Here is a 13,739-nt window from a genome sequence, read left to right as displayed (position 1 = left end):
CAGCGGCCCCGGTCCGGCCGCGGTGGCGGCGGACCGGGGTGCGGACCCCGGGTAACGTCAGGCGCCCCCGAGCGCCTGGGCACTGGCGTGGCGCTTATTTCTTGAAGACGGGCTTGCCGAGTGCGAGGTTGCTGGGCGCGATGGTGACGAGCTTGCCGTCCTGCCACTGCATCACGTAGAACGTGGATGCGTTGTTCTGGCCGTCTTCGCCGAAGTCGAAGGCCCAGCCGTTGGCGGTCTGGCCGGCTGGCTTCTTGTAGGCCAGCACCGCCGCGCGGATCTTGTCCTTGTCGGTGGACTTGGCGTTGCCGATGGCTTCGAAGAAGGCCTTGGCGCCGACGTAGTTGGTCAGGCTGTGGCCCGATTGCGGATCGCTCTTGTAGGTGGCCTTGTAGGCTTCGAGGAACTTGTCCAGGCCCGGCGCGCCCGCCGGATTGATGGAGGCCTGCGGGAAGTCCAGGTCGAACACGCCGTTCATGTCGGCGCCCACGGCCTTGGCCGTGTCGGCCAGCGAGTAGCCGCCGCCCGCGCCGATCACCACCTTGGGCTTGAAGCCCGCGGCGCGCGCCTGGCTGAAGAACAGGATGGCGTCGTTCTGGTAGGCCGTCTGCAGCACCACGTCGACCTTGGCTCCCTTCAGGCGCAGGATCAGCGAGGACAGGTCGACGGTCTTGGCCGAGTACGGCAGCACTTCCGCCACGGTGTAGCCCAGCTCCTGCGCGCGCTTCTTCTCGGTGGCGGCCACGTCGGTGCCGTAGGGGCCGTCCTCGTGGATGATGCCGATCTTGATGTCCTTGGGATTCAGCCCCATGCCCGGCGCGATGGTGTCGTGCAGCGCATTGACCACCGACACGCCGTACAGCGCGGTGTTGGGGTTGCTGCGGAACAGGTACTTGTAGCCGCGCGTGGTGATCTTGTGCGCGGTGGCGCCCAGTTCGAAGTAGGGCACGCCGGCCAGCTCGGTCACGGGCGAGGCCGCGTACGAAATGCCGGAGGCGTAGCTGCCGAACACGCCGACCACGTTGGAGGAGATCAGGCGCTTGGTCTCCGACACGGCTTGAGTCGGATCGACGGCGTCGGCCTTGATGATCTCGATCTTCTCGCCGTTGACCCCGCCCGCGGCGTTGATTTCATTGACGGCCAGCTCCAGGCCGCGATAGCTCTCTTGTCCCAGGAGCGCGAGCGCGCCGCTGAACGGGAAGAGGGCGCCCACCTTCATGTCGGCCGCTGCGCTGCCGCTGGCCAGCGCGCCGCACACGCCCAGCGCCAAAACGATCTTGTTGAACTTGAACACTGTCTACGCTCCTTTGTCGGTATGGGATGCGGACTTTCTTGTTTGGTCCGTTTTTTTGAATATATGATATATCGGCAGGGCGGGTAGCAAACCCCGCCTTGGATTCTAGTTGGGGCCGTAACCCGCCGAATCGGGGAATTCCCTAAAGCCGCATGAATAAAGACTTAGCGGGCTGATACAGCGCAAACACGGGCTTGCATCATCCTTTTGAATGACACCTTAAGGTCGATGCCGAGCTTGCCGGATGTGCCGGTGTCTAGCTGTTTTTTTCATATATCGTATATCATCAAAAGCCTGTTTTTCATAAGAATCCTAGGAGACAGAGGCATGTTCGAGGAAGTGGATTTCGCCGGGAAAAGGGTGTTGATCACCGCCGGCGCGGACGGGCTGGGGCTGGAAATGGCGAAAGTGTTCCGCCACGCCGGCGCCTCGGTATTCGTGTGCGACGTGAACCAGGAGCGCCTGGCCGCGCTGCCGGCCGAACTGCCCGGCGTGCACGCCGCGCTGGCCGACGTGTCGGACGAGGACAGCGTCGCCGCGCTCTTCGACCAGGTCCGCGCCAAGCTGGGCGGGCTGGACATCCTGGTCAACAACGCCGGGGTGGCCGGCCCCACGGGCTATGTCGAAACCCTGTCCAAGGCGGATTGGGACCGCACGCTGGCCGTGAACATCACCGGACAGTTCCTGTGCGCGCGCCAGGCCATCGGCCTGCTCAAGGAGTCCAAGGCCGGCGTGATGATCAACCTGTCGTCCGCGGCGGGCCATCTGGGTTTCGCGGGGCGTTCGGTCTATTCGGCGTCGAAGTGGGCGGTGATCGGCTTCACCAAGTCCCTGGCCATCGAACTGGGTCCGCACGGCATCCGCGTCAACGCCATCCTGCCGGGCGCGGTGGAAGGCCCCCGCATCCGCGCCGTCATCGCGGCCAAGGCGGATACGCTGGGACGTCCGGTGCAAGAGATCGCCGCGCAGTACGAGAACCAGGCCGCGCTGGGCCGCATGGTCACCGCGCGCGATATCGCCAACATGGTGCTGTTCAATGCCAGCGAGGCCGCCCGCAGCGTCACGGGGCAGGCCATCGTGGTGGACGGCTTCACGCAGAAGCTCTACTGATGGCGGCCGGCTCACTGGCGCAACGCGCCGCCATCATCGGCACCGGCCTGATCGGCCAGGGCTGGGCCATCGTATTCGCCCGCATGGGCTGGGAAGTGCGTCTGCACGACGTCAATGCCGCCATGCTGGCCGAAGCCCGCGGCCTGATCCTGCAGCAGCTGCGCGAACTGGAAACCCAGGGACTGCTCAAGGATGCCGAAGCCATAGGCGCGCGCGTCCATGCTGCAAGCAGCCTGGCCGACGCCTTGCGGGGCGCCAGCTACATCCAGGAGAACTCGCCGGAGAAGGTGGAAATCAAGCGGGCCCTGTTCACGGAACTGGACGCCGCGGCCGAACCGGACGCCATCATCGGCAGTTCCACCTCCAGCATCCCCGCCAGCGAATTCACCGGGCATTTGTCCGGGCGGCACCGCTGCCTGGTGGCGCATCCGGTCAACCCGCCCTATCTGATCCCGGTCGTGGAGCTATGCCCGGCGCCGTGGACCAGCCCCGAGACGGTGGCGGGCGCCAGCGCGGTCATGGCATCCATCGGGCAGAAGCCCGTGCTGGTGCGCCGCGAAATCGAAGGCTTCATCCTCAACCGCCTGCAAGGCGCCTTGCTGCACGAGGCGTTCCGCCTGGCCAGCGAGGGCATCGCCAGCGCCGAGGACATCGACACGACCGTGAAGGACGGCCTGGGATTGCGCTGGTCGTTCATGGGGCCCTTCGAAACCATAGACCTCAACGCGCCGGGCGGCATCGCCGATTACTGCGCGCGCTACGGCGGGCTGTATCAATCCATCGGCGCGACCCAGGGCGATCTCGTCGCCTGGGACGGCGCGCTGGTCGACGCCCTGTCGGAGGAACGCCGCGGCCTGCTGCCGCGGGAAGATCTTGCCAAGCGCCGCTTCTGGCGCGATGAAAAACTGATGCGCCTCATGCGCCACAAGCAGGACAACGGAGACAACAATGGCTAAGCCCAAGCAGAAAGTCATCATCACTTGCGCCGTGACGGGCGCCATCCATACGCCCAGCATGTCGCCGCACCTGCCGGTCACCGCCGACGAGATCGCGGAAGCCGCCATCGGCGCGGCCCAGGCCGGCGCGGCGGTGCTGCACCTGCATGCGCGCGATCCGCAGACCGGCAAGCCCTCGCAGGACCCGGCGCTGTTCAAGCCCTTCCTGGAGCGGATCAAGCGGGAAACGGACGCCATCATCAACATCACCACCGGCGGCAGCCCCCACATGACGGTGGAAGAGCGCATGCGTCCGGCCACCACCTTCAAGCCGGAACTGGCGTCCCTGAACATGGGGTCCATGAACTTCGGGCTGTACCCGATGCTGGGCCGCTTCAAGGAATTCAAGCACGACTGGGAACGCGAGCATCTGGAGAACAGCCGTTCGCTGGTGTTCCGCAACACCTATCAGGACATCGAGTCCATCCTGACCCTGGGCAATGCCAACGGCACCCGCTTCGAGTTCGAGTGCTACGACATCAGCCATCTCTACAACCTGGCGCATTTCGTGGACCGGGGCCTGGTGAAGTCGCCGCCGTTCATCCAGTCCGTGTTCGGCATCCTGGGCGGCATCGGCCCGCATCCCGAAGACCTGATGCACATGAAGCGCACGGCCGACCGCCTGTTCGGCAACGACTACGAGTGGTCGATCCTGGGCGCCGGCCGCGGCCAGATGCCGCTGGCGACCATCGGCGCGGCCATGGGCTCGAACGTGCGGGTGGGGCTGGAGGATTCGCTGTGGATCGGCCCGGGCGAAATGGCGCAATCCAACCGGGTCCAGGTGGAGCGCATCCGCACCATCCTGGAAGCCTTGAACCTTGAAATCGCCACGCCCGAGGAAGCGCGCGCCAAGCTGGACCTGAAGGGTAAGGACAACGTCGCGTTCTGACGCGGCGGGGGCGCCGGCCGTTGGCCGGCCCCCTGCGGCGTCAGGCGCGGCGGCGCAGCGCGGCGGCCAGTGTGTCGGTGTCCAGCGCGCGGTCGAAGTTGGCGGCGTGGCGGGCCTTCAGGCTCAGCTCCGCGGCCAGTCGCAGTTCCGCGTCGGCGGGCGCGTCGGCTGCGCCCAGTTCGCGCAGGGTGACGGGCAGGCCCACCTGGGCGTACCAGCGGGTCAGCTCGGCCAGCATGTCGTCGCTGCGGTTTTCCAGCTCCAGCTGTACCAGCAGGCCGACCGCCACCTGCAGGCCGTGCGGGGCCGTGGCCACGCCGCTGATCTTGGGCAGCCCGCGCGTCAAGGCGTGGGCTATGGACAGGCCGCCGCTTTCGAAACCGAGGCCGCTCATGAGGATCATCGCTTCCACCACGCGTTCGAACGCCGGCGTGGGCTGGCCGCTGCCGGCCGCGGCCACGGCGTCGGCGCCGTCGGCCAGCAGGATGCGCAGGCAGCCGTCGGCGATGAACTGGGCGGTAAGGGGCGGCGCGGCGTCATACATGTTCCTGCCGCCATTGCGGCCGCATTGTTCGGCCTCGAACTTCTTCGAGACCGCGTCGCCCAGGCCGGCGCGGAAGAACTGCACGGGCGCGGTGGCGATGACCGCCGTATCCACCAGCACGATGCTGGGGTTGAACAGCATGTGCTCCACCGCCAGGAGATTGTGATGGGCGTCGTACAGGACGTAGTTCTTGCTGGTCGGCGCGTCGTTGGACGCGACGGTGGGCACGGTGATGAGATGGCAGGGCGAGGACTTGGCCACCGCCTTGCCCGCGTCCAGCGCCTTGCCGCCGCCCACCGCGATCACCATGTCGATGCCGGCGGGCGCGGCCTGCGCGCGCAATTGCGCGATCGACGCGGGCGTCAGGTCGCCTTCCACGATCAGCGGGACCAGCGACACCTGCTGCGCCGCGCACAGCGCTTCGATCCTCGGCCCCAGCACGCCATGGACGTAGCTGTCGATGACCAGGGCCGCGCGGCGGCCGAACAGGGCGGCGTACTGGCCCAGGGTGTCCAGGGCGCCGGGCCCCTGGATGTAGCGGCTGGGCGCGCCAAAGATCTTCAGCATCGGGTCTTCCTTCGGGTCTTGCTATTTGCGGGCTGTGGGAGGACGGTAGTCGAGTTCCTTTTCGCGCTCGACCAGCCAGTCGATCATGATCTTGCCGCCCCAGACCAGGTCGGCCTGGATGGCTTCCCGGGCCGCTTCGGAGTCGCGCGCCTTCAGGGCTTCCAGCACGGCTTCGTGGCGGTGTTCGTTCTGCGAATAGTCGAGTCCCGAGGTCTTGACGTGGAAGACCTTGAGGATGGGGCCGGTGATGACCCAGAACGATTCCACGGTGGCGCGCAGGATGGGCTTGTTGCTGGCTTCGAGGATGGCGAAGTGGAACTTGCGGTTCAGGTAGCTGGCGCGCTTGGGATCGCTGGCGGTGCAGGAAATGAAGTCCTTCTGCAGCGCGATCAGGTTGTCCAGCTGCTTGCGCGTGATGTTCTGCGCGGCCTCGGCCGCGCCCATGCCTTCCAGGTGAAAGCGGATCTGCTGGATTTCGCGCAGCTTTTCCGAATTGACGTAGGGCACGTAGACCGCGGTGGCTGCCTGCATTTCCAGGCCCTGCTCGCTGATCAGCCGGAAGATGGCCTCGCGCACGGGCGTGATCGACACGCCCATTTCCTGGGCCAGTTCGCCAATGATCAGGCGTTCGCCGGGTTCGTACTGCCCATTGATCAGGGCATTGCGGATTTCGTTGTAGACCCTGACGGAGAGGTTCTCTTTCTTTACCGGTTTCAGGCTGGACATGACAGGCTCGGGCTTGCTGTATTGATGGGCGGGGTTGGATTCGGGATGAATTCTATCCCGCCATGGCCAATTCAAGCGCTATGGGTATATTATATATCATATATTATTGTGGCAAGCGGGAAACGTGCTTAAGCACAGGAGCGCGCAGCGCTGCGGCCCAGAGACTAGGAGACAGCAAATGCAGGAAATCACCGGAACCACGCGCCTGTTCGGCATCCTGGCGGATCCCATCCACCATGTGAAGACGCCGCAGCGCATGAACGAGCATTTCGCCGCCATCGGTTTCGACGGCGTCTGCGTGCCGTTCCACGCCAGGCCGGACAACCTGGCGCAAGTGGTCGCCGGCTTGCGCCGCCTGGAAAACCTGGGCGGAGTCATCATCACGGTGCCGCATAAGACGGCCATCCTGGAGCTGGTCGACGACGCCACCCCGGTGACGCGCAAGATCGGCGCCGCCAACGTGGTGCGCCGCGAGGCCGATGGCAAGCTGGTGGCGCACATGCTGGACGGCGAGGGCTTCGTGCGCGGCCTGCAAAGCGCGGGCGTGTCGCCGCAGGGCAAGAGCGCTTATCTGGCGGGTGCGGGCGGCGCGGCCAACGCGATCGGCTTCGCCCTGGTCCAGACCGGCGTGTCGCGCCTGACCATCGCCAACCGCACGACGGCCAAGGCGGAAGACCTCAAGGCGCGCATCCTGTCGCTGCATCCCGGCGCCCGGATCGACGTGGGCACGGCCGACCCGTCAGGGCACGACCTGGTGGTCAATGGCACCTCGCTGGGCATGAAGCCGGACGATGCATTGCCGCTGGACGCCAGCCGCCTGACGCCCGATCAGCGGGTGTGCGAAGTCATCATGCAGCCCAAGGACACTGCCTTGTTGCTGGCCGCTCAGGCCCGTGGCTGCAAGGTGCACTACGGCGCGCCCATGCTGGCCTGCCAGATCGAGCTGATGGCGCAGATGCTGGGCGTGGCGGCGGACAAGCCGGCCGGCACGGGACGCTGAACCGTATGAGCGATTACGACTTCATCATTGCCGGCGGCGGCACGGCGGGTTGCATCCTGGCCAACCGCCTCAGCGCCGACGGCAAGCACCGCGTGCTGATGCTGGAGGCCGGCCATGAAGCGCGCAGCATGTGGATCTCGATTCCCGCGGGCTTTTCCAAGCTGCTGGTGAACCCCGAATACAACTGGCGCTTCGCCACCGAGCCTGAAGACAACGTCCACGGACGCACCATCGCCGTGCCGCGCGGCAAGGGCGTGGGCGGATCGACGCTGATCAACGGCATGATCTACGTGCGGGGCCAACCGCAGGACTACGACGGCTGGGAGGCCGCCGGCGCCACCGGCTGGGGCTACAACCAGGCCGAGCGCATCTTCCGCAAGATCGAATGCTACGAACCCGGCGACGCCAGCCGCGGCAAGAACGGTCCCATGCATCTGGAAGAGGTGGCCGAACGCTTTCCCATCGCGGATGCCTTCCTGAAGGCGGCGCAGGAAGACGGGCAGCCCTTGAACCCCGACTACAACGGCGGCAGCCAGGAGGGCGTGGGCTACTACCAGGTGCTGCAGCACCGCGGCAGGCGCTGGAGCGTGGTGGACGGCTATCTGAAGCCCGCCGCCGGCCGCAAGAACCTCAAGGTGGAATGCGGCGCGCACGTGACCCGGCTGGTGTTCGAAGGCAAGCGCTGCGTGGGCGTGGCCTACCGCAAGAACGGACAGGAACACATCGTGCGCGCGCGGCGCGAGACGTTGCTGTGCATGGGGGCGGTGCAATCGCCGCAGCTGCTGGAACTGTCCGGGGTCGGCAATCCGGCCCTGTTGCAGTCTTTCGGCATTACGCCGGTGTTGGCGCAGCCGCAGGTGGGCGAGAACTACATCGACCACTTTGCCACGCGCATGAACTGGCGAGTGAAAGGCACGGTGACGCTGAACGAAATGTCGCGCGGCTGGCGCCTGGCGCAGCAGGTGGCGCGCTACTACGCCAGCCACAAGGGCATCCTGACGCTGGGAACCGGGCTGGTGCACGGCTTCGTGAAAAGCGCGCCGGACCTGCCCGCGCCCGACGTGCAGTACTTCTTCGTGCACGCCAGCTACGCCAACGCGGCGGAACGCATCCTGGACCGGCATCCCGGCATGACGATAGGCGTGGCGCAGTTGCGGCCCGAGTCGGTCGGATCCATCCACATCAAGTCGGCGGATCCGCAGGCCGGCCCCGCGATCCGGCCCAACTTCCTGTCCGCGCAGGTTGACCGTGACAGCCTGGTGGGCGGCATGCAGGCGGCCCGGCGCATCGTCGGCCAGCCGGCCATGCATCGTTACATCGAATCGGAGATCAGTCCTGGCGCGGCGGTTGACAGCTACGACGAATGGCTGGATTTCGCGCGGCGCAACGGCCAGACCATCTACCACCCGATAGGCACCTGCCGCATGGGTTCGGATGCCGCCGCCGTCACCGACGTGCGCCTGCGCGTCAACGGCCTGTCCGGCCTGCGCGTGGTGGACGCCTCGGTGATGCCGAAGATGGTCTCCGGCAACACCCAGGCCGCCGTCATGATGGTGGCCGAGCGCGGCGCGGAGATGATCTTGGAAGACGCGGCTCGCGAGTAGGTAGGGCTGCTGCCCCCCTCGGGGGGGCAGCTAGCGCACGAAGTGCGCGTGGCTTGGGGGGCCCTTTCGCCGCCGGGCCGCCCCAAGGCGAAAGAGCCCCCCTCGGGGGGGCAGCTAGCGCACGAAGTGCGCGCGGCGTGGGGGGCAACACCCTTCAGCGGATGAGGAACCCGGCGCCGACGGGGTCATTCTTGTCGATCACCCAGCGCGCCGTGCCCAAAATGCTGGCCGTGCCCTTGACCGTGGGACGCACGGCGCGGGTGCCGTTCAGGTCCACCTCGCCCAGCAGGCAGCCTTCGAACACGCCGCTGCCCAGCAGGCCTTCCGACTTGATCGGCTGGTTCAGCCCCATCTTTCCGCGCGCCTCGAACATGGCCATCATCGCGCTGGTGCCGGTACCGCCGGGCGAACGGTCCAGCTGGCCGGCGCTGAACACGTGCACGTTCTTGTAGAACGCGCCCTCGATGGTCGGCTGGTGCCAGAAGGTGATGAAGTTCAGATTGTTGATGTGCGCTTCGGTCGGATGCTGGATGCGTTGGCGGGCGTTGAGCTGGTCGCGCACGATCAGGCCCATGCGCGACAGCTCGGTGCCGTTGTCCGGCGAGATGCGCAGGTCGCAGCCGGACAGGTCGACGATGCCGAAGTAGTTGCCGCCCCAGACGATGTCGGCCGACAGTTTGCCGTAGCCGGGCAGTTCCACCGGGATGTCCTGCGCGGCCACGTAGGCGGGCACGTTCTCGAAGCGGGTCCACAGCACGTTGTCGCCTTCGGACGCCACTTCCGACACGACCAGGCCGGCGGTGGTTTCGAAGCGGATCTTGGTGATGCCGTCCTTGCCGCGCGGCACCAGGCCGTTGGCCACCATGGCCATGCTGACCGCGATGGTGCCGTGGCCGCACATGTGCGAATACTCCGTGCCGTCGATGTAGATCAGGCCGGCGTCGTACTCGGGGCTGGACGGCGGCGTGAGGAACACGCCGAACATGTCCTTGTGGCCGCGCGGCTCGCGCATCAGCGCCTTGCGCAGCCAGTCGTAGTTCTGTTCCAGGAAGGCGCGCTTCTCCAGGATGGTGGAGCCGGCGGGGTAGGGGATGCCGCTATGCACGATGCACAGGGGCTCGCCTTCGGTATGGGTATAGATGACATCGAACGCGTCTTGCTTGCGCATGACTGTGGCTCCAGACAGGTAAGGTAGGGAAGAAAGGTTATTTGCCGCGTTCGGACAGCATGTCCAGCCCGACGGTCAAATCCAGGATGACGATGGCGATCACCGCAACCACGATCGTGGCGCCCGATACGGCTGCGATGGTCGGATCTATCGTGTATTGCACATAGTTGAAGAGCTTCACGGGGATGGTGTTCAGGTCCGCCGTGGTGTTGAAAATGGACAGCTCCACGTTGATCCACGAAGAGATGAACGCGAAGATCGAGCCGGTGACGATGCCGGGCCGGATCTGCGGCAGCACCACCAGGAAGAAGGTCGTCCAGGGGTTCGCGCCCAGGTCGGCCGATGCCTCTTCCAGCGCGCGCTGTTCCGGCGTCAGCAGGGTCAGCGTGGACCGCAGCACGAAGGGCGCGATGATGACGATGTGCCCGATCAGCAGGGACAGGAAGCTGCGCGTCAGGCCGAAGTAGGCGCCGTACTGCAGCAGCGCCGCGCCCAGCACGATGTGGGGCAGCACCAGCGGCGACATCAGCACCGAGGTCAGCGCGGCCTTGCCCGGGAACTCGTGGCGCGCCACCGCCAGCGCCGCGGGCACCGTCAGCAGCACGGCGGCGGCCGTGGCCGCCAGGGCCAGCACCGTGCTGGTGGTGAACGCGGCGACATAGCCGGCTTCGACCAGCAGGGTGCGGTACCACTCCAGCGTAAAGCCCTTGGGCGGAAACGCCAGGTACGGCGTGGCCGTGAACGAGGAACCCAGGATCACCACCAGCGGCAGCGCGAGGTAGGCCAGCACGCCCAGGGCGATCAGGCGGATCAGGTTGCGGGCGATCATCGCGCGGCTCCCGGCAGGACGGCGGCGCGGTTCGCGAGCGCCACCAGGATCAGGGTGAACACCAGCAGCACCATGCTCAGCGCGCCGCCGTAATGGAAGTCGAACACCGTGCTGTACTGCTGGAAGATCAGCATGGACAGCACCGACACGCGCCCGCCGGACAGCAGGGCCGGCGTCACGTAGGCGCTGACCGCCAGGGTGAAGACCATGATGGCGCCCGACACCACGCCAGGCAGGGTCAGCGGCCAGGTGATGTGGAAGAAGGTCGCCGCGGGGCTGGCGCCCAGGTCGGCCGATGCCTGCTCGCAGGCCGGATCGACGCGGGCCAGCGCATTGCCCACGGCCAGCACCACGAAGGGCAGCAGCACGTAGACCATGCCGATCAGGATGCCCAGCTCGGTGCCGATGAAGCGCACGGGGCGGTCGGCGACGCCCGCGCCCACCAGGGCCTGGTTGACCAGGCCGTTGCGGCCCAGCAGCACCATCCAGCCGAAGGCGCGCACGATATTGCTGGTGAACAGCGGCACCACCAGCAGGATCACGCAGAAGCGCCGCCAGGCCTTCCAGCGCACCACGCGCACCAGGTACCAGGCCAGCGGATAGCCCAGGATCACGCAGGCGACCGTGGTGAAGAACGCCAGCCGGAAAGTCACCAGGATCACGTCCCAGTGGTACTGGTCGCCCAGCACGCGCAGGTATTGCTGCGGGGTAAGGGTCAGGCCGTCGGCGCCGCCCGTGATGCTGGCCAGCGCCACCACCGCCAGCGGGGCCAGGAAAAAGGCCGCGAAGAACAGCACGGGAGCCGCCAGCAGCAGGCAGGGCGAACGCCAGGCGCGCAGGTTCATGGCTGCTCACCGATCAGGTGCAGGTGTTCCGGCGCGAAGGCCAGATGCGCCGTGGCGCCTGGGCCCAGGCCGGACGGCGCGATGCCGCCGTGGCGCGCCACCAGGACTTGCCCGCCGATGTCCACGTGGATCATGCAGTGGCTGCCCACGTTGATGACGTCGGTGACCTTGCCGCTCAACCCGTGCGCCGCGGATTCATCGGCCAGGCGCAGGTCTTCGGGCCGCAGCACGGCGACGCCGCGCGCGGGCGCGGTCCGGTCCGCGTGCGGCACGCGCAGTCCCTGGGCGTCCAACAGCAATTCGCCGCCGCTGGCGGTGTAGGGCATGAAGTTGGCGTCGCCGATGAACTCGGCCACGAAGCGGGTGGCGGGATGGCGGTAGATCTCGGTCCCGCCGCCCACCTGTTCGATCTTGCCCGCGTGCATGACGACCACGCGGTCCGCCATGGTCATGGCTTCTTCCTGGTCGTGCGTGACGAAGATGAAGGCGATGCCCAGTTTGGCCTGCAGATGCTTGAGTTCCAGCTGCATGCGCTTGCGCAGCTTCAGGTCCAGCGCCGACAGCGGCTCGTCCAGCAACAGCAGTTTGGGCTGGTTCACGATGGCGCGCGCCAGCGCCACGCGCTGCTGCTGGCCGCCGGACATTTCGCGGGGATAGCGCGGCCCGAAGTCCGCCAGGCCGACCATGTCCAGCGCCGAGCGGGCGCGCTCGGCCGCCGCCTGCTTCGACGCGCCCTGGCGGCGCGGACCATAGGCCACGTTTTCCAGCACGCTCATGTGCGGAAACAGCGCATAGTTCTGGAACACCGTGTTCAGCGGCCGATGGTGCGCGGCCAGGCGGCTGATGTCCTGGCCGTCGATCAGGATGCGGCCCGATTCGGGCCGCAGGAATCCGGCTATCGAACGCAGCAGGGTGGTCTTGCCGCAGCCGCTGGGGCCCAGCAAGGCCACGAACTCTCCCTGCTGGATTTCCAGGTCGATGCGGTCCAGCGCCTGATAGGCGCCGAACCGCATCGATACGCCTTCGATGGTGAGCAAAGCGGGCATGTTCGATCCTGGTCTAGCGCTTGCGGGCAACCTGGCGGTTCCAGGCGTCCGTGACCTCGGCGCGGCGACTGTTGATGAGGTTCCAGTCGAACAGGCTCAGGTTCTTGACCGAGCCTTCGGCGCCCCACGGCAGCTTGCGGGCCACGTCCTTGGACACCTGCACGTCCTTGACGGCCGGGCCCAGGTACAGGCGCGTGGCCAGGCAGGCGGCGGCGTCGGGCGTGAGCGCCGTGTCGATGAACTTCTGCGCGGCGGCCTTGTTCGGCGCGTTCTTGACCAGGTGCAGGCGCGCATCCGTGGCCCAGGCGCCTTCCTTGGGCACGGCAAAGCCGATGGGCAGGCCCTTGTCGATCAGGTCCCAGGCGCCCACGTTGAAGTGCGCGCCGATGATGGCCTCGCCGCTTTGGTAGGCATTGGTGGCGGCGCCTGAACTGTCGAAGAACAGCGCCGTGTCCAGCGAGGCCAGCTTGGCGTACAGCGGCGCCAGGTTGGACGGGTCGATGGCGAACACCCGCGCCAGGAAGAAGATGAACGGCACGCCGGAGGAATTCGCCGGTGAAGGAATGGCGACGGCGCCGGCGTACTCGGGTTTCCACAAGTCCTTCCAGCTGGTCGGCGGTTGGGGCACTTCCTTGGTGTTGTAGGCGATGCCCAGCGAGTAGTAGCCGGTGCTGACCGCGTAGGCGCCACCGGCGTTGCGGTACACGCCCTGGTCGATGACGTTCTTCAGGTTGGGAATGCCGGCAGGGTCCAGCGTGTCCAGCACGCCGGCTTCGGCGGCCAGTTCGCTGATGCCGCCGTCCATCCAGGCGACGTCGATGGTGGGCGCGCTTTTCTGCTGCTGCAGCTTGGCCAGCGTGGTCGTGGACGTTCCCACTTCGGGAACGACGGTCACGCCGGTGGCCTTGGTGTAGGGCTCGGCCACGCAGGCGCGGAATGCGTCGCCCCAGTTGCCGCCGTACCAGGCGACGGTGATTTTCTGCTGTTGGGCCAGCGCCTGGCTGGCGGCCAGCAGTCCGGCTCCCAGCAAGGCGGCGCGGATCGCGCGGCTAGTGTGTGTTGCCATGTCCAATTCCCCTTGTCGATTTATCGGCCCGTTCCCGCCGCGCGCGGCGCGGCAGG

The 13,739-nt window shown here is 66.8% G+C and carries 13 protein-coding genes; 5 read left to right on the top strand and 8 right to left on the bottom strand.

What is annotated here, in order from left to right:
• Positions 1-94: 94 nt before the first annotated feature.
• Positions 95-1,294, bottom strand: coding sequence for an ABC transporter substrate-binding protein (locus HWY37_RS24795; protein WP_175206291.1), 1,200 nt, complete (start codon positions 1,292-1,294; stop codon positions 95-97).
• Between the two features lie 327 nt (positions 1,295-1,621).
• Between HWY37_RS24795 and HWY37_RS24790 the strand changes: the two genes are divergently transcribed.
• Genes HWY37_RS24790 through kce form a run of 3 tightly spaced genes read left to right on the top strand, consistent with a single transcriptional unit; the run spans position 1,622 to position 4,288 of the window.
• Positions 1,622-2,404, top strand: a complete 783-nt coding sequence (locus tag HWY37_RS24790) for an SDR family oxidoreductase (protein ID WP_175206292.1) — start codon at positions 1,622-1,624, stop codon at positions 2,402-2,404.
• The gene (locus tag HWY37_RS24785; RefSeq protein ID WP_175206293.1) at positions 2,404-3,360 is read left to right on the top strand and encodes a 3-hydroxyacyl-CoA dehydrogenase; all 957 of its coding nucleotides are present in this window, start codon (positions 2,404-2,406) and stop codon (positions 3,358-3,360) included. Before HWY37_RS24790 ends, HWY37_RS24785 begins: the two co-directional genes overlap by 1 nt.
• Entirely contained in the window at positions 3,353-4,288 is a 936-nt protein-coding gene (gene kce, locus HWY37_RS24780; protein WP_175206294.1) for a 3,5-dioxohexanoate:acetyl-CoA acetone transferase, read from the top strand. The genes HWY37_RS24785 and kce overlap by 8 nt, the downstream gene beginning before the upstream one ends.
• 40 nt (positions 4,289-4,328) lie before the next feature.
• On the opposite strand, the gene HWY37_RS24775 is transcribed toward kce, so the two are convergent.
• Together HWY37_RS24775 and HWY37_RS24770 are read right to left on the bottom strand one after the other, a co-directional pair.
• On the bottom strand, positions 4,329-5,399 hold the full coding sequence (locus HWY37_RS24775; RefSeq protein WP_176090080.1) for a glycerol dehydrogenase: 1,071 nt from the start codon (positions 5,397-5,399) through the stop codon (positions 4,329-4,331).
• 21 nt (positions 5,400-5,420) lie between these two features.
• Positions 5,421-6,125 carry a GntR family transcriptional regulator gene (locus tag HWY37_RS24770; RefSeq protein WP_175211012.1) on the bottom strand — a complete coding sequence of 235 codons (705 nt, stop codon included), beginning with the start codon at positions 6,123-6,125 and terminating at the stop codon, positions 5,421-5,423.
• A gap of 178 nt (positions 6,126-6,303) precedes the next feature.
• On the opposite strand from HWY37_RS24770, the gene HWY37_RS24765 reads away from it, so the two are divergent.
• Both HWY37_RS24765 and HWY37_RS24760 read left to right on the top strand, forming a co-directional pair.
• Positions 6,304-7,125 carry a shikimate dehydrogenase family protein gene (locus tag HWY37_RS24765; protein WP_176090079.1) on the top strand — a complete coding sequence of 274 codons (822 nt, stop codon included), beginning with the start codon at positions 6,304-6,306 and terminating at the stop codon, positions 7,123-7,125.
• Positions 7,126-7,130: 5 nt separating this feature from the next.
• Positions 7,131-8,729: a GMC family oxidoreductase gene (locus tag HWY37_RS24760; protein WP_176090078.1), complete on the top strand. Its 1,599-nt coding sequence runs from the start codon at positions 7,131-7,133 to the stop codon at positions 8,727-8,729.
• 154 nt (positions 8,730-8,883) lie between these two features.
• On the opposite strand, the gene HWY37_RS24755 is transcribed toward HWY37_RS24760, so the two are convergent.
• From HWY37_RS24755 to HWY37_RS24735, 5 genes are read right to left on the bottom strand one after another with little or no spacing between them, the layout of a single operon-like run.
• Positions 8,884-9,897, bottom strand: a complete 1,014-nt coding sequence (locus tag HWY37_RS24755; RefSeq protein ID WP_175211007.1) for a proline racemase family protein — start codon at positions 9,895-9,897, stop codon at positions 8,884-8,886.
• 37 nt (positions 9,898-9,934) lie between these two features.
• Positions 9,935-10,726: an ABC transporter permease gene (locus HWY37_RS24750; protein WP_175211005.1), complete on the bottom strand. Its 792-nt coding sequence runs from the start codon at positions 10,724-10,726 to the stop codon at positions 9,935-9,937.
• Complete coding sequence (locus HWY37_RS24745) at positions 10,723-11,571, bottom strand: ABC transporter permease (protein ID WP_175211003.1); 849 nt, start codon at positions 11,569-11,571, stop codon at positions 10,723-10,725. Before HWY37_RS24745 ends, HWY37_RS24750 begins: the two co-directional genes overlap by 4 nt.
• Positions 11,568-12,617, bottom strand: coding sequence for an ABC transporter ATP-binding protein (locus tag HWY37_RS24740; RefSeq protein WP_175211001.1), 1,050 nt, complete (start codon positions 12,615-12,617; stop codon positions 11,568-11,570). The genes HWY37_RS24745 and HWY37_RS24740 overlap by 4 nt, the downstream gene beginning before the upstream one ends.
• 13 nt (positions 12,618-12,630) lie before the next feature.
• Complete coding sequence (locus HWY37_RS24735) at positions 12,631-13,683, bottom strand: ABC transporter substrate-binding protein (RefSeq protein WP_175210999.1); 1,053 nt, start codon at positions 13,681-13,683, stop codon at positions 12,631-12,633.
• Between the last annotated feature and the right edge of the window lie 56 nt (positions 13,684-13,739).

The organism is Achromobacter anxifer, assembly GCF_903652925.1.
GTDB classification, from domain to species: Bacteria; Pseudomonadota; Gammaproteobacteria; order Burkholderiales; family Burkholderiaceae_B; genus Achromobacter; species Achromobacter anxifer.
This window is presented reverse-complemented; position numbering and strand designations above follow the sequence as displayed.